This is a genomic window from Ketobacter sp., assembly GCF_003671495.1.
Classification (GTDB): domain Bacteria; phylum Pseudomonadota; class Gammaproteobacteria; order Pseudomonadales; family Ketobacteraceae; genus Ketobacter.
The window spans coordinates 41,737-57,805 of the sequence record NZ_RCHN01000019.1; the positions used below are offsets into that span (position 1 = coordinate 41,737).

The window sequence follows — 16,069 nt, forward strand, 5'->3', positions numbered from 1 at the left end:
GCCAAGCCTCCAGTTATATTGGTAAGCTTTCCTGCAAAATGAAAATCAAAGCTAGACAATCCTATAACCAATAGAAAATCACTCAGCTCGAATCGATTTTGAACTAAGGACGAATATTCATGGAACGAAAGGGGAATGCCAAATGGCGGCTAACGTGCGCCGTTGGTAAAGTTTGCCGGGGGTTCACGCTTCTGTTGATCACGGTCGGGGCCTTAACCGGCTGCGGCGGGGGTGTGGCACCGAAAATGGAGTGGGGTGCGGCGGGGTTTCTTGGCTTCCCCTGGCCCAATGATGTGAGACGCTCGGCGGATGGCCAACTCGATGTCGAAGGGTTTCCCGGTACCGGCAATCCGTTGTTGAAGGCCATCATCGCCAAAGGCATTCCCTATCTGGATGGTTTTGGCACCAACTCTGGAGTGATGTTTCAATTCACCGGGTTGCTGGATCCTCGATCCCTGCCCAGCGCCTCGGCATCGTTACTGGACCGTTCACCGGTGATGCTGGTGAACCTGTCTCCGGAGTCACCCCGCTATCTGGAGAGAGTTCCGCTGCGCTCTGATTTCGACCCGCTCACCACACTGTACCAGCCTGGTCATGTGCTCACATTGCTGCCGGTGCCGGGTTTCGCACTGGAGCCCAATACGCTCTATGGCACGGTGGTGTTTAGCGGGGTGTTGGATATAGCCGGCGAGCCGGTTCAGCGGGCTGCGTTGTTATCCGCCTTGGAGCGAGGCGCGCGGCCCCCGGACATGCCGCAATCAGTGTGGGCCCCATTGCAACATCAATGGAGGCAAATCGCTGACTATGTCACCGCGCATACCGAATGGAGTCAGGACGAAGTGGCTGCATTCACGGTCTATCGCACCACGGACCCCACCCGCTATGCGTTTCCCGTGGCGGCGGCGGTGGCAGCGATTCCCGATCAGGTGGTGATGGATTCCGTGCAGATCAGCCATAGCACGCTGATGTGTGGCTACTACAATCATCTGCCGTTAGAGGCACGGGTCGACTTACCGGTTTGGCAGCAAGGAGTGCATCCCTATTCCCTGGGAGGAGGCATGATCCAGATTGATGAGCGCGATGGAATGGCCCGGCAGCAAGGTGTGGAAAGTACGTTGATGTCCATTAACATCGGTTGTAGCGGAGGTGCTACTCCGAAGGTGCCCATGATCTTCGCCAACGGAACCGGCGGGAGCTATAACTCAGCCACCGAGTTCAGCGGCGGTTTTTACGATGGCCGGGAATTTTTTGATGTGGCCCTGGCGGTGGCGCCTCATCAATCCAGCCAGCGTGCTGCCCCGGTGCTGGCTGACTTCGCTGAGTTCTTGAGTCAATTTGATGTTCACGTGGACAGTTCAGACCTGGAGGGGGTGACCTTTTACAATCTGTTGAACCCGGCGGCCAATATTGGCAACCACCTGCAGAGCGCAGCGGACCAGTTATATCTGCGCAGGGTGGCGGTGCTGTTGCCGGAAATTCTGGAGCAAAACGGGATTACGGCTCAGCCGCTTAATTTCGACTTCACACAATTCAGTGTGCGGTCGGATGTGGCGGTACTGGGTGGACACAGCCAGGGTGCCAGCATTGTGCCATTGGCCATGGCGATGGACCCCACCTTCAATGCCGGGTTCCTGAGTGGCGCCGCATCACACGCGTATTTTCAGGCGGTGCATCGGGGCTCCATCCGCAGGGTCATATCGGTGGCACTGGCGGGCATCGTGGAGAACGAGGTGGATTACTATCATCCCTTGATGCAGATTCTGCAAACCCTGCATGGCCCCGCGGATTCCGTTAACTACGTGCCCTACATGCAGACCGACAATCTGTTGCAGGTGGCGGCCTACGATGATCAGTGCATCCCCCGGGAAGCTGCTGGTGCATTGGGGTTGGCGTTTACGCGGGCTGGCCTGATGCGGCCGGCGGCATGGACCACACACCATTTCTCGTTTTTTGACCCGGACAATGTGTTGGGGATCACTGAGGAGGAAATGACCGCGTTCCCGGTGACAGAACCGAACCTTGAGCGGGGTGGCGCAGGGGAGGTGGGTGGCATAGGCCTGTTCTTGCAGGTGGACGGCGGGCACCATTGGTCTATGGCCGCCGAAACCGGGCGCGGGTTTCTGGATCGGGCTACCGGCCGTATCCCGGATGCGCCTATCGTGGCGCCCCGGAACGGGGGGTTGGCATACGGTTGCGACGAACGCTACGAACCTGGCTACAACCCCTGAAGGCAAGGTCAGTCTGCCGGTTGAGCCTGGTCTTTTACCTGCTGAGCCAGTCGGTGTTGGGCTTTGAGGTGGTCATCCAGGTTGGCACACTTGAAGTCCCAGGCCTGGCGGGCTTTTTCGTGGGGCATCACCAAAAACTGGTTGGCTTCAACCGCGTCGTAGATCATGGTGGCGATGTCGTCGGCGCTCAGGTCGCTGGAGCCTTCCACCAGCTTGTCCAGTTTGGCTGCGGTGGTTTTATCCGGTGAGCGCATGGATTCCCCCAGATTGGTTTTGAAGAAGGAGGGACACACGCAGGTCACGCCAATGCCCCAGGGCTGCAGCTCCGCCACCAGGGTTTCAGACAGAGAAACCACTGCGGCTTTGGACACGTTGTAGTTACTCATGCCGGGTGGGTTCAGCAAACCGGCCATGGAGGCAATGTTCACCAGGTGACCTGAGCCCTGTTCCTTCATCACCGGGACACTGGCCTGGCAGCCGCGCAGCACACCAAAAAAGTTGATGTCCATGACCCATTCCCAGTCTTCTGAACTGACCCAGTCAAAGGGGCCCCCGGCCGCGACACCGGCATTGTTGATCAGGATGTCGATTCCTCCCCAGCGTTTTTTGGTGGCGGCCACCGCCTGTTCAACATCCTCCATCTTGCGTACATCGCAGCGCTGATAGAATGCGTCAACGCCACTTAGCTTAAGCTGGACAAGGGTTTCTGCCCCTCGTTCGTCATTCAGGTCCACGATGGCTACGTGATGCCCCTGGCGTGCATACTTCAGTGCCAGAGCCTTGCCCAGTCCGCTGGCAGCCCCTGTGATCAACACGCGTTTTGATCCCGACCGGTCCATGGTTTCCCCCTGTGAAGGTCATGTAGTGAGTTGGTTTAGAGTGCGAGTCATATTAGTTCAATTCGCCTCACAGTTGAACACAACTTGAATAGGCTGGCGCGGTCTGCTAGTTTCCAAATCGTTGAGCCTGCAAGGATTATTAATGATTACTCTGGGTAAGTCCGTTGTTCGTCTGGTGTTTCTACCGGTGGTGTTGCTGCTGTCGGCTATGGGGCCTTCTGCCGCGGCAGAAGCGATCTTTCCACAGGCCAAACTGGTCGCGGAGACCAGTGAGGAAAATCGCCACTACCTACTGCCTTTGGGGAGGGTGAAGCTGGATCGCCGATTGGGGCGGGATATGCCCGCTGAGTACAAGCGTCTGGATGGCATCTTTGCTTCCCAGGTCTGGGAGTTGAACGGCAACCAGACCCTGGCTGAGTCCAAGGCGCAGGTGCAGAGTCATATTGATCAGGCCCGATACGATCTTCTGTTCTCCTGTTTCAGTCGCGACTGTGGGGAAAGCTTCGCCTGGGCCAACTCAGTGTTTAATGAGGCGTTGCTGTACGGCAACGACCGCACGCAAAGCCTGTGGGTGGTGAAAGACAAAGGCCAGCGCCGGTATCACGTATTCTATCTGGTTGAGCGCCCCAACCGGCGCTCTTATTTCTACGAAGAAACCCTGTTCGTTCCCGATCTGACGTTGGATGAGTCGGTCATCCGGGAGCTGCTGAACACGCAGGGGCATCTTTTGCTGGGGGAGGTACCTGTGCTTGACGGCACCCCCGATTTTAACCCGGTGCTTGAAAAACTGATGCCGCACAGTGCATCCATACCGCCACGCTTACTGGTTCTGCATCGCCACGGCGACGCCCTGCAGCAATCGGATCTGGTGGCGCAGTTTAAACAGGCCTTGCAAAGCAAAGGGTTGGACGTCGAAGTGAAGGATGCGGCCAATCTGGCACCCCGGGCCACTGCTCCGGGCAACATTTGGGTGGAGTGGGTGAGGCCAGACTGGAAGCCTTAGGTAAGGAATGAGAACCGGTTCACAGAGGGTTGAAACCTAAAATCATTCTGGTTGAAAAGTGATCAGTTCAGCCTATCTTGCAGGAAGACAGATGTTCCTGATCCACCGGAGTGCGTTCCCTGTGAAAACAGCCACCCCTGCTTTGCGCGGTCGTAAGACCAACCCCACAAGCCGTCAGCGGCGGCAGAAAACCCGAGCTCTGATTCGTTCCCGCATGCGCACCCGGCGTTAGGGGGTTATCGGCTAAGCGTGACATTGGCTAAGCGTGACATCGGATTAGAAGGTTAGAGCATTGCCGTGTAACCATGTAGAATCCCCGTCTTTCACTGCGGACGAGATACCATGGTTACACCCTCCGATTCCAATGACGACATCTTGAACAGCCGGGAGGCCATCGCCGAACTGTTCACCATCCGTGACTTCCTGCGCTGGTCGGTGAGCCTGTTCAACGAACATCAATTGGTCCTCGGGCATGGCTTTGACGATCCCTGGGACGAGGCCGTGGCCCTGGTCCTGCACGCACTGCATCTGCCCTGGGATAGTGATGTCCGTATCCAGGACGCCCGGGTTCTGCCCAGCGAGCGCAAGGCCATTTGCGAGCTGTTGCACCGGCGGGTGGTTGAGCGGGTGCCTAGCGCCTATCTCACCGGCACCGGCTGGTTTGCCGGCATGCCTTTCAAAGTGGATCAACGGGTACTGATCCCCCGATCTCCCATCGCTGAGCTCATCGAAAACCACTTCAGCCCCTGGATCGATCCCGACCAGGTGGAATCCATACTGGATATGTGTACCGGCAGTGGCTGCATCGGCATCGCCTGTGCCCAGTATTTCCCCGATGCCATGGTGGATTGCACCGACCTGAGTGAGGATGCCCTGGACGTGGCCGAGCGCAACGTGCAGGAACTGGGCTTTGAACAGCAGGTGAACGTGATCTATTCAGACCTGTTTGAGGCCCTGGACGGGCGAACCTACGACATCATCGTGTCCAACCCGCCTTACGTGGACAAGCAGGATATGGATGCCCTGGCGGACGAGTTCCACCACGAACCGCGCATGGGGTTGGAGGCGGGTACCGATGGCCTGGACATCGTGCGGCGGATGTTGCCCGAACTGTCACGCCATCTGAACCCCGGCGGCATTGCGGTGATTGAGGTGGGCAACTCCTGGGAGGCGCTGGAGGAGGTCTATCCCAATGTGGGTTTCACCTGGCTTGAATTTGAGCGTGGTGGAATCGGGGTGTTCCTGCTCACCAAGGAGCAGATTGATCATCACCAGGCCGACTTTGTACTTTAATATATCCCTGTAAGCCTATGTAAATAATAGAGAATTGGATGGGGAAATTGGTTTAGCATGTTTGCTGGGTGGCAGGTATAATGGCGCCCAGTTTTTTCACCACCGGATTCAGAGCCCATCATGTCAGGAAATACCTTTGGAAAGCTGTTCACCGTCACCACCTTCGGCGAGAGCCATGGCATCGCCCTGGGTTGCATCGTGGACGGATGCCCACCTGGGATGGAGCTGACGGAGGCGGATCTGCAGGTGGACCTGGACCGGCGTAAGCCGGGCACGTCGAAGTACACCACCCAGCGGCGGGAGGACGACGAGGTTCAGATTCTGTCCGGCGTGTTCGAAGGCAAAACCACCGGCACGGCCATCGGCTTGCTGATCCGCAACAAGGATCAGAAATCCAAGGATTATTCCGATATCAAAGATACCTTCCGGCCGGCCCATGCGGACTACACCTATCAGCAAAAATACGGTATCCGTGATTACCGCGGTGGTGGTCGTTCATCGGCCCGGGAAACCGCGATGCGGGTTGCCGCCGGCGCGATTGCCAAAAAGTACCTGAAACAGGCCCATGGCATTGAGGTGCGGGGTTATGTGTCCCAGATCGGCCCCATCAAGCCGGTTAGCTTTGATTGGGACCAGGTGGAACAGAATCCTTTCTTCTGCCCGGATGCGTCGGTGGTTCCGGCTATGGAAGCCCTCATTGACCAGTTGCGCCGGGATGGCAGCTCCATTGGTGCCAAAGTCACCGTGGTGGCCAGCGGGGTGATGCCTGGTCTGGGAGAGCCCATCTTTGACCGTCTGGACGCAGATCTGGCCCACGCCCTGATGAGCATCAATGCGGTCAAGGGGGTCGAGATCGGCGCCGGCTTTGATGCGGTCACTCAGCGTGGCGAAGAGCACCGGGACGAGATGACGCCGCAGGGCTTCCTGTCCAACAATGCCGGTGGCATCCTGGGGGGCATTTCCTCCGGTCAGGACATCGTGGCGCACATTGCCCTCAAGCCTACTTCCAGTTTGCGCATTCCCGGCCGCAGCATTGATCAATCCGGCCAGCCGCTGGAGGTGGTTACCACCGGCCGCCATGATCCCTGTGTCGGCGTGCGGGCCACCCCCATCGCCGAAGCCATGATGGCCATCGTGCTGATGGATCACCTGCTTCGGCACCGCGGCCAGAATGCCGATGTTCAGAGTGGGACACCGGTGATTCCCGGCTCCGCTCGGGAATAAACCGTGTCGGCCAAGGTTCCTTACTGGCGCCTGTCTGCGTTTTACTTCAGCTATTTTGGCCTGCTGGGCGCCATGCTGCCATTCTGGGGGCTGTACCTGCAGCAACAGGGCTTTTCCCTGGTGGAAATCGGCCAGCTGATGGCGATTCTGGTGGGTACCAAACTGGTGGCGCCCAATATCTGGGGCTGGCTGGCAGATCATACCGGTAAACGTATGCGCATTATCCGGGTTGGCGCACTGCTGGCCTTGATGATCTTCGGTTTCATGTTTCAGGAGCCAGCGTTTTGGGGTATGGCTGCGGTGATGGCCGGCTTCAGCTTTTTCTGGAATGCCATTCTCCCTCAATTTGAAGTGGTCACTCTGCGCCACCTGAAGACCGCCACGGATCAATATTCCCGTATCCGGTTGTGGGGATCCGTGGGCTTTGTGGTGGCCGTGGTGGGACTGGGCTGGTTTTTCGAACGCGCCTCGTTGCAGTGGCTGCCGTTGATCCTGCTATTTCTGTTGGCCATGATTGTGCTGGCCAGTTTTTCAGTGGGCAGTCCGCCGGGGAAAAAGGGCCAAAAGGGCAGCCTTGCCGCTTTCCTACGGGAACTTAAAGCGCCGCAGCCCATCCTGTTTTTCAGCATTTGTTTCCTGCTGCAGATTTCCCATGGGCCCTATTACACCTTCTTTTCCATCTATCTTGAAAATTATGGTTACAGCAAAACCCTGATTGGCTGGCTGTGGGCATTGGGCGTCATTGCAGAAATCGGCATTTTCCTGATCGCCCATCGCCTGTTCGATCGTTTCTCGGTGCGGTCTCTGGCCTGCACCTGCCTGGCGTTGGCGGCATTGCGCTGGCTGGTGACCGGTCTGTATCCGCAAAGTCTGGTGATTATCCTGCTGGCCCAGATCACCCACGCGGCCACCTTTGGTGTTTTTCATGCCATTGCCATGCACCTGATCCATCGCTATTTCAGCAGTAGTGCCTCCGGGCAGGGGCAGGCCATGTACAGTGCCCTCAGTTTCGGCGCCGGTGGTGCTATCGGCGCCTTTCTGTCCGGTTTCATTGTTGAAAACTGGGGCGGTTCCATGGCTTACTTTATGGCGGCGGGAGTGGCCATCGTCGCCGCTGTGTTGGCGCTGTCACTGTCCACTCATCCATCTTACAGGGTATCCCATGACGGAACTCAATCAGCTTAAGCAAGACATAATCAACATCGGGCGCTGGGTGGATTCCCACAATTGGTGTCCGGCCACCAGTGGCAATCTGTCGGCCCGTATCGATGCTCAACGCATTCTGATCACGGTCTCTGGTCATGCCAAAGGCAGCCTGACGGAACAGGACCTGATGGAAGTGGACTCCCAGGGCAATCCCTACAACAGTGAAAAGCGACCGTCGGCGGAAACCCTGCTGCATGCGCTGGTCTATGGCCATGTGCCGGATGCCAATTACATCATTCACACTCACTCTGTATACGGAACCGTGTTCAGCCGCGCCATCTGGAGTGGGGAGATCCGCTTCAACAATTATGAGATGCAGAAGGCCTTTCGGGGTGTCACCAGCCACGAGCAGGAAGTGGTGGTGCCGGTCTACGGTAACAGTCAGGACATGATGGAACTGGCGCGGGAAGTGGACGGCTACCTGCAGGGGAATCCGAGCTGCCCTGCGTTCATCCTGGCAGGGCACGGTATTTACAGTTGGGGCAGTTCGGTCGCAGAAGCCAAGCGCCACAGTGAGGCGATGGAGTTTCTGATGGAATGCGAATATAAAAGCTGCCTGTTGCTGAAATAGAGGAAAAGACCATGAGCACATTGTACGTTTACAACGATAAGAGTGCGGCCCAGGCCGATGTGGTAACCCAGGACCAGGCCGAGATCGCACGGATCCTGTCTGCCAAGGGTATTCGCTTCGAACAATGGGAAGCCAATTTTCCGATCACCGCGGACTCCACCTCCGAGCAGGTGCTGGAGGCTTACGCAGAGTCCATCAGCCGGTTGCAGGAGGAGGGTGGCTATCAAACCGCCGACGTTATCAACATGACGCCGAACCACCCGGACAAAATTGCCCTGCGCAACAAATTTCTCAGCGAGCACACCCACTCCGAAGACGAAGTGCGGTTTTTTGTGAAAGGTGATGGCCTGTTTTACCTGCACCTGGATGACGGTGTCTATGCCGTGCAATGTTGCAAGAATGACCTGATCAGTGTTCCAGCCAATACCCGTCACTGGTTCGACATGGGGGATAACCCCAACTTCACTGCGGTGCGACTGTTCACCAATCCTGATGGCTGGGTGGCCAATTTCACCGGCGAAAAGATTGCCGACGAGTTTCCCCGTTATGAGGCCCTGGCCAAGTGACTATTCGAGCCATCGTAACGGACATTGAAGGTACCACCACCAGCATTTCGTTTGTGGCCGATACCCTGTTTCCTTACGCCCGGGCGCGCATTCAGGCGTTCATTCTGCAGCATGCGGATGAACCTGCGGTGGCGGCGGAAATCAACGCCGTGCGCGCAGAAGCCGGCGAACCGGGAGCCAGCCTGGAGCGGGTCGGGGATATTCTGGTGAGCTGGATTGAGCAGGATCTCAAGATAACCCCGCTGAAATCCCTGCAGGGCATGATTTGGCGCTCAGGCTATGAAGACGGCAGCCTGAAGGGCCATTTGTATCCGGAAGTGGCGGCCGTGCTGGTGCAATGGAAGGAGCAGGGATTACAGCTGAACGTGTATTCGTCCGGCTCAGAGTCCGCACAAAAATTGTTGTTCGGCTACAGTGAGGCCGGGGACCTGACCCCATTGTTCGATCATTTTTTTGATACCCGGATCGGCGGCAAGCGGGAGCCCGCCTCCTACGAGCACATTAAAACCACACTAGGCCTGCCCGGGGAGCAGATTCTGTTTCTCTCTGATGTGGTGGCGGAATTGGATGCGGCCAGCGCTGCCGGCCTGGTGACTCTGGCCCTGGACCGGGAATGCATTGGCGAAGGCTTTGGTTCCCATCCCCATGTCACCGACTTTCGTCAAATTGACCTGTCTCGCCTGGTTTGAAACCATGAAACACGCCCTGTTCGCCTATGGCACCCTCCAGCTTCCGGAAATGATGCAACGTCTATTGGGTCGACCGGTGGAAGGGGTGCCCGCCACCCTGGAGCATTATCGAAGCGGGTTGGTGGCACGCGCCAACTTTCCCGGCATCGTGCCCGACCCAGGCAAGACGGTGAACGGATCGTTGCTGACTGGCTTCAGGCAAGAGGATCTGCGCCGACTGGATGCCTATGAGGGCGAACTCTACCGCCGTATCCGGGTCGAGGTGCGCTTGGCGGAGCCGCGCTCGCAGATTGTCAAGCAGTGCTGGGTCTATTGCATGGCACATTGGGCTCAAGATAGAGTGACTGATACCCCTTGGACCATCGAGTGGTATCGACAGGAAGGCGCCAAGGGGCGCCTTACTTACCGTAGTTAAACCCATGGTATGGTCTTTGCCACAGCGCTTTAAGACGCAAAACAGGCTTGGGTTATGGCTGCAATATGCCGATGATCGGTGCCGCAGCACCCTCCGTACACCGCCAACCTGGGCAGGGCGCTTTGCAGTTGCCGATAGGACTGCCCGAGCGCTTGCGGATCACCACTGTCCAGTTCTACCGACTCATCCAGTTCTGCGTGGCTCTTGCACGAAGCATTGGCCCGGATGCCGCGAATGCGTGACAACCAGGTAGTCCCTTGCAGCTCGTTTTCAAAGTGTGAGGGGTGGGCGCAGTTCACCATGTAATAGAGCGGCCCCTGATCAGTGGCGTCATCCACCTCGGCGATCGCGTCGCCCAGGGATTGTCCGTTCACCAGCTTGCCATCGGTTTCCACAGTGAAGGAGATGACCACCGGGATACAGTGTGACTGGGCTGCGCGGGTGATGCCGATGGCCTCTTCCGGATAACACAGGGTCATGGCGCTGACCATGTCCACTCCCGCATCCGCAAACCAGCCAATTTGTTGCTGGTGATAAGCCTGGGCTGCCTCGGCAGACATCAGGAATTGCGGATTGTATCCGTCGCCGCGGGGTCCGATGCAGCCACTGATCAGCGTGGCCATCTGATCCGCCTCTGGTTGCAGGCGCCGCATTTCGCTCACTGCCAGCTGGTTGAGCCTCTGCAAATCGCCGCTGGTCAGGTTCAGTCGCTGTGCCCAGTCTGAATTGGCGCGCCAGGTGGGGGTTTCCAGAATGAATCCCAACCCCTTGGCCGCGGCCAATTGCAGGTGGGTGCGATAATAGCGTTGCAGTCGCTCTCGTCCGGCTTCGGTCTGCAGCAGGGTAAAGGCTGCGAAGCAGGGCAGGTCTATTCCATCCTCAAATACCAGGGTGGTTTCCAGGCCGCTGTCCGTCAGGAACGGTTGCCGGTTAATGGTGGCCAAAACGTCATTCGATGGGTTTGAAATCATCATGTGTTATCCTCTGCTGATGCGTTTGTTGGTGCATTGATTGGGTTGAGTGCAGCAGTGTACGCAGGGGCTGCAGGGATAGCAGTGGACCGAGGGTGTGGAATTGATCGAGAAAATTCACAGAAAAACTGTACCTTGAGTACAGTTCCACTGTGCAGGGCACGAACAATGAGCGCGATCACAGCATGAACACAACCACCAAACCAGAAAGTACCCGGGAACGCATTCTAGCGGTGGCTGAGTCCATCATCTTGAACAATGGGTTCTCCGGCACCTCTATCGAGGACATCATCACCCAGGCCGCGATCACCAAGGGCGGTTTTTTCTATCATTTCAATGGCAAGCGCGAACTGGCCCGAGCGCTGGTTGAGCGCTACCTGGAACAGGATAACCGCATATTCGAAGACCTGTTCTATCAAGCCGATCAGGACAGCGACGATCCGCTGCAACAATTGTTGGGGTTCCTGGATCGCTTTGCCGACATGGTGGAAAATCTGGCTGAGACTCACCCCGGTTGCCTGGTGGCAGGTTTCACCTACGAAAGCCAGCAATTGGATGAAGAAATCCAGGAATTGATAAAACAAGGTGTGCTGGTGTGGCGCAAGCTGTTCCAGATCCGCTTACAGCGCGCTGCCACGCAGTACTCGCTGGTGACTGATCTACCTATCACCGCCGTCGCAGATATGTTTACCTCCTGCGTGGAAGGGGGAATCATCCTGTCGCGGATCTTTAAAAACAACGAATCCCTGGTGCAGCAGGTACGGTTGTATCGGGCGTTTTTGCAGTTGGCCTTTGTGTCTCGGTCTTCTGCAGCCGGCTAACGGGTTGAATCGGGCAGCGCTTCCAGCAACTGCAGGATGGCCTTGGCCGCGTTGGATAAGGAGTGGCGGGGGTGATACACCACCCCCAGGCTGCGGCTGAGGCAGACATCCCGAATAGGCAATGCGGTCACTTCATGGTCCAGCATGGTTGCGGGCAGCACCGTCCACCCCAGGCCGATGGATGCCATCATTTTGATGGTTTCCAGGTAGTTGGTGGAAATGGGAACCTCTATTTTCAGCTGCCGTTGTTGAAACAGCTCTTCTACGATTCTGCGGGTGAACGTGGACATGCTGGGTAGGATCGCCGGATGGGCCGCCAGCGCCTGCAGTGCCACCGGAGACTCCGCCGCCAGGGGGTGATCCACCCCAATCATGAATGCCAACGGGTCCTCCCACACCGGCAGGGTGCAGAGTGGCCCAGCCTCATCCGGGGGCAGGGTGACAATGCCCAGTTCGAGCTTGCCATGCATCACCAGATCAAAGGCCATTTCTGAGTCAATGAACTGGATGTCCAGTTTCACTTCGGGATAGAGCGTCGAGAACTGCTTCAGTACCGGTGGCAGTCGGTGTAAACCGATATGGTGGGAGGTGCCGATCTTCAGGATACCGCTCACGCCGCCCCCCAAATTACTCATGGCACGCCGCAGGTCCTCTACCTCCAGCAAAATGCGGCTGGCCCGGGGCAGCAGGTCGCGTCCAGCTTCGGTCAGGCTCACCTGGCGCCCAATACGATCAAACAGTTGGCAATCCAGGCTCGACTCCAGCTGGCTGATGCGTTTGCTCACCGCCGGTTGCGTCAGGTGAAGGTGCTCCGCTGCTTGGGAGAACGATCCGGTCTCGGCGACGGCCATGAAAGCATTGAGTTCTGCCAGATCCATGTTGCATACCCCTATAAGCCATGTATAACAGATTGTAATCCAATAGATAAAAAATATGAATTTGTTTTATGGTAGCCCAGGCAGTAGGATGTCGGCTTATTGAGAGAGCGCCTTGCGGAACATTAGAGAAACACTAGAGAGTTAACAGAGAGGACCGACCATGGCAGGCAAAACTTTGTATGACAAGTTGTGGGAAGCCCACGTTGTCAAACAGCGGGAAGACGGTACGGCGTTGATCTACATCGATCGTCAGTTGTTGCACGAAGTCACGTCACCCCAGGCGTTTGAAGGTCTGCGTCTGGCCGGCCGCAAGCCCTGGCGGCTGGACGCCAACATCGCCACCCCGGATCACAATGTGCCCACCACCAATCGCAGCGGCCCCATTGAGGATGAAGTATCCCGCATTCAGGTACAAACCCTGGACGACAATTGCGACGAGTTCGGTATTCTGGAATTCAAAATGAACGACGCCCGTCAGGGGATCGTGCACGTCATGGGGCCGGAGCAGGGCGCAACCTTGCCGGGCATGACCATTGTGTGCGGTGACAGCCACACGGCTACCCATGGCGCGTTCGGGGCGTTGGCGCACGGGATCGGTACATCCGAGGTAGAGCACGTATTGGCTACCCAGTGCCTGATCCAGAAAAAAATGAAGAGCATGCTGATCAAGGTGGATGGTGAGTTGGGCGCAGGCGTGACCGCGAAGGATGTCGTTCTGGCCATCATCGCCAAGATCGGCACCGCGGGCGGCACCGGTTACGCCATTGAATTCGGTGGTTCGGTGATGCAAAGCCTGTCTATGGAAGGGCGCATGACTGTGTGCAACATGGCCATTGAAGGCGGTGCCCGCGCCGGGATGGTGGCGGTGGACGACAAGACCATCGAATACTTCAAGGGTCGCCCCTTCTCACCCAAAGGTGAGCAATGGGAACAGGCTGTCGAGTACTGGCGCACCTTACACAGTGATGCCGACGCGCAATTCGACGCCGTGGTGGAGTTGGACGGCAGCCAGATCAAACCGCAGGTAAGCTGGGGTACGTCGCCGGAGATGGTGGTGGCAATTGATGAAGCGTTGCCCGATCCGGCCGCAGAGTCCGACCCGGTAAAAGCCGAAGGCATGCGCCGTGCCTACGAATACATGGGCCTGAAGCCCGGCATCACTATGGGCGACGTGGTGCCCGATCGCGTGTTCATCGGTTCCTGCACCAACTCGCGCATCGAGGATTTGCGCGCAGCGGCCGAGGTGGCCAAAGGCCGTAAAGTGTCCGCCAAAGTGAAGCAGGCCATGGTGGTACCCGGTTCCGGTTTGGTGAAGCAACAGGCTGAGGCCGAAGGACTGGACAAGATCTTCATGGAGGCTGGGTTTGAGTGGCGTGAGCCCGGATGTTCCATGTGTCTGGCCATGAACGCAGACCGTTTGGGGGATGGCGAGCACTGCGCGTCGACCTCCAACCGTAACTTCGAAGGTCGTCAGGGCTACGGTGGCCGCACTCATTTGGTCAGCCCCGCCATGGCGGCGGCGGCCGCGGTGGCCGGTCGTTTCGTCGATGTGCGTGAACTGAACTAATCCAACGGAGAAGCAACGTGGAAAAATTTACCCCTTTCGAAGGCATTGTGGCGCCGTTGGATCGTGCCAACGTCGACACTGACCTGATCATTCCCAAGCAGTTTTTGAAGTCCATCAAGCGCACCGGCTTTGGCCCGAACCTGTTTGATGAATTGCGCTACCTGGACGAGGGTCAGCCTGGCCAGGATTGCTCCAACCGACCTTTAAACCCGGATTTTGTATTGAACAAGCCCCGTTATAAAGGTGCCAGTGTGCTGTTGGCCCGGCGCAATTTCGGTTGTGGTTCCAGCCGTGAGCACGCACCCTGGGCATTGACTGACTTCGGTTTTCGTACGGTATTGGCGCCCAGTTTTGCGGATATCTTCTTTAATAACAGCTTTAAAAATGGTTTGTTACCTATTGTTTTATCTGAAGAAGTTATTGATCAATTGTTCAAAGAAACACAGGCTGCTGAAGGCTACCGCTTGACCGTGGATTTGGCCAGCCAGCAGATCATTAAACCGGATGGCAGCACCATCGCTTTTGAGGTGGACCCATTCCGCAAGCACTGCTTACTGGAAGGCTTGGACGACATCGGGCTGACGTTACAGGATGCCGATGCCATCCAGGAATACGAAGCCAAACGCCGTCAGACGGCACCCTGGTTGTTCGACGCCATCAAATAACACCACATTCAGGAACTGGAAAGACGCATGTCCAAAAACATTCTGATCATGGCCGGAGACGGTATCGGCCCGGAAATTATGGAGCAGGCCGAGGCGGTGCTCCGCTTTGTGAGCGACGATGAAAACCTGGGTCTCACCTTTGACCACGCTTTGGTGGGCGGTTCCTCCATTGACGCCCACGGTGTGCCTCTCACCGATGAGGCCCTGGCCCAAGCCAAGGCCTCCGACGCCATTCTGTTCGGTGCCATCGGAGGCCCGAAATGGGAGTCGTTGGACATCGCCATTCGCCCGGAAAAAGGCCTGCTGCGCCTGCGCTCCGAACTGGAGCTGTTCGGTAACCTGCGCCCGGCGATTTTGTATCCCCAGCTGGCATCGGCGTCCAGCCTCAAGCCAGAGCTGGTGTCCGGTCTGGATATCCTGATCGTGCGTGAGTTGACCGGGGGTATCTACTTTGGTAAGCCTCGCGGCATTCGTACCCTCGACAACGGCGAACGTCAGGGTTACAACACCTACGTGTACAGCGAATCCGAAATCGTCCGCATCGGCCGGGTGGCGTTCGAGGCGGCCATGAAGCGGGGCAAAAAACTCTGTTCCGTGGATAAAGCCAACGTATTGGAAGTGACCGAATTGTGGCGCGAAGTGATCACTGAGTTGGGCAAGGAATACCCGGAAGTGGAGCTCAGCCACATGTACGTGGATAATGCCGCCATGCAGCTGATCCGGGCACCCAAACAGTTCGATGTGGTGGTGACCGGTAACATGTTTGGCGATATCCTGTCGGACGCGGCTGCCATGCTGACCGGATCGATCGGCATGCTGCCTTCGGCCTCCCTGGATAAGCACAATAAGGGCATGTACGAGCCCTGCCATGGCTCCGCCCCGGACATTGCCGGCCAGGGAATCGCCAACCCGTTGGCGACCATCCTGTCCGCGGCCATGATGCTGCGCTATTCCCTGGGCTTCGGCGCCACCGCAGACCGCTTGGAAGCGGCCGTCGCCACGGTGCTGGACCAGGGTTATCGCACCGCCGACATTTACACCGAAGGCACCCGGAAAGTCAGCACCTCGCAAATGGGCGAGGCCGTACTGAGTGCTTTGAAATCCAGTAATTAATCCGTAATCAGGTAACCAGA

At 57.3% G+C, this 16,069-nt stretch carries 16 protein-coding genes; 13 read left to right on the forward strand and 3 right to left on the reverse strand.

Annotation, left to right across the window (positions count from 1 at the left end; all coding sequences use genetic code 11):
* The first annotated feature begins 233 nt into the window (after positions 1-233).
* Positions 234-2,228, forward strand: coding sequence for a hypothetical protein (locus tag D9N14_RS09325; protein ID WP_290579105.1), 1,995 nt, complete (start codon positions 234-236; stop codon positions 2,226-2,228).
* 8 nt (positions 2,229-2,236) lie between these two features.
* Here the strand turns inward: D9N14_RS09325 and D9N14_RS09330 are convergent, their stop codons facing one another.
* Complete coding sequence (locus tag D9N14_RS09330; RefSeq protein ID WP_290579106.1) at positions 2,237-3,043, reverse strand: SDR family oxidoreductase; 807 nt, start codon at positions 3,041-3,043, stop codon at positions 2,237-2,239.
* Between the two features lie 166 nt (positions 3,044-3,209).
* On the opposite strand from D9N14_RS09330, the gene D9N14_RS09335 reads away from it, so the two are divergent.
* From D9N14_RS09335 to D9N14_RS09370, 8 genes are all read left to right on the forward strand, one after another.
* Positions 3,210-4,070 (forward strand): DUF4892 domain-containing protein, encoded by an 861-nt coding sequence (locus tag D9N14_RS09335; RefSeq protein WP_290579107.1) that lies wholly within the window; start codon positions 3,210-3,212, stop codon positions 4,068-4,070.
* Positions 4,071-4,412: 342 nt separating this feature from the next.
* Positions 4,413-5,363: a 50S ribosomal protein L3 N(5)-glutamine methyltransferase gene (gene prmB / locus D9N14_RS09340; RefSeq protein ID WP_290579108.1), complete on the forward strand. Its 951-nt coding sequence runs from the start codon at positions 4,413-4,415 to the stop codon at positions 5,361-5,363.
* Positions 5,364-5,483: 120 nt separating this feature from the next.
* Positions 5,484-6,587 (forward strand): chorismate synthase, encoded by a 1,104-nt coding sequence (gene aroC, locus D9N14_RS09345; protein ID WP_290579109.1) that lies wholly within the window; start codon positions 5,484-5,486, stop codon positions 6,585-6,587.
* A 3-nt stretch (positions 6,588-6,590) separates the two neighbouring features.
* On the forward strand, positions 6,591-7,772 hold the full coding sequence (locus tag D9N14_RS09350) for an MFS transporter (RefSeq protein WP_290579110.1): 1,182 nt from the start codon (positions 6,591-6,593) through the stop codon (positions 7,770-7,772).
* A complete protein-coding gene (locus tag D9N14_RS09355) occupies positions 7,750-8,364 on the forward strand; it encodes a methylthioribulose 1-phosphate dehydratase (protein ID WP_290579111.1) in 615 nt (204 codons plus the stop codon). The genes D9N14_RS09350 and D9N14_RS09355 overlap by 23 nt, the downstream gene beginning before the upstream one ends.
* 11 nt (positions 8,365-8,375) lie before the next feature.
* Positions 8,376-8,930 carry a 1,2-dihydroxy-3-keto-5-methylthiopentene dioxygenase gene (locus D9N14_RS09360; RefSeq protein ID WP_290579112.1) on the forward strand — a complete coding sequence of 185 codons (555 nt, stop codon included), beginning with the start codon at positions 8,376-8,378 and terminating at the stop codon, positions 8,928-8,930.
* A complete protein-coding gene (mtnC, locus tag D9N14_RS09365; RefSeq protein WP_290579113.1) occupies positions 8,927-9,619 on the forward strand; it encodes an acireductone synthase in 693 nt (230 codons plus the stop codon). Before D9N14_RS09360 ends, mtnC begins: the two co-directional genes overlap by 4 nt.
* Positions 9,576-10,034 (forward strand): gamma-glutamylcyclotransferase family protein, encoded by a 459-nt coding sequence (locus tag D9N14_RS09370; protein ID WP_290579114.1) that lies wholly within the window; start codon positions 9,576-9,578, stop codon positions 10,032-10,034. Before mtnC ends, D9N14_RS09370 begins: the two co-directional genes overlap by 44 nt.
* A 29-nt stretch (positions 10,035-10,063) precedes the next feature.
* Here the strand turns inward: D9N14_RS09370 and D9N14_RS09375 are convergent, their stop codons facing one another.
* Positions 10,064-11,008: a homocysteine S-methyltransferase family protein gene (locus tag D9N14_RS09375; RefSeq protein WP_290579115.1), complete on the reverse strand. Its 945-nt coding sequence runs from the start codon at positions 11,006-11,008 to the stop codon at positions 10,064-10,066.
* Positions 11,009-11,190: 182 nt separating this feature from the next.
* Between D9N14_RS09375 and D9N14_RS09380 the strand changes: the two genes are divergently transcribed.
* Entirely contained in the window at positions 11,191-11,826 is a 636-nt protein-coding gene (locus D9N14_RS09380) for a TetR/AcrR family transcriptional regulator (RefSeq protein WP_290579116.1), read from the forward strand.
* On the opposite strand, the gene D9N14_RS09385 is transcribed toward D9N14_RS09380, so the two are convergent.
* Positions 11,823-12,704 carry a LysR family transcriptional regulator gene (locus tag D9N14_RS09385; RefSeq protein WP_290579117.1) on the reverse strand — a complete coding sequence of 294 codons (882 nt, stop codon included), beginning with the start codon at positions 12,702-12,704 and terminating at the stop codon, positions 11,823-11,825. The two genes, D9N14_RS09380 and D9N14_RS09385, sit on opposite strands and share 4 nt — an antisense overlap.
* Before the next feature lie 160 nt (positions 12,705-12,864).
* Here D9N14_RS09385 and leuC point away from each other — a divergent pair, with 160 nt between their 5' ends.
* The 3 genes from leuC to leuB are packed head-to-tail and all read left to right on the forward strand — an operon-like array spanning position 12,865 to position 16,049.
* On the forward strand, positions 12,865-14,271 hold the full coding sequence (gene leuC, locus D9N14_RS09390; RefSeq protein ID WP_290579118.1) for a 3-isopropylmalate dehydratase large subunit: 1,407 nt from the start codon (positions 12,865-12,867) through the stop codon (positions 14,269-14,271).
* Positions 14,272-14,288: 17 nt separating this feature from the next.
* On the forward strand, positions 14,289-14,936 hold the full coding sequence (gene leuD, locus D9N14_RS09395) for a 3-isopropylmalate dehydratase small subunit (protein WP_290579119.1): 648 nt from the start codon (positions 14,289-14,291) through the stop codon (positions 14,934-14,936).
* Between the two features lie 27 nt (positions 14,937-14,963).
* On the forward strand, positions 14,964-16,049 hold the full coding sequence (leuB, locus tag D9N14_RS09400) for a 3-isopropylmalate dehydrogenase (RefSeq protein WP_290579120.1): 1,086 nt from the start codon (positions 14,964-14,966) through the stop codon (positions 16,047-16,049).
* Positions 16,050-16,069 lie beyond the last annotated feature (20 nt).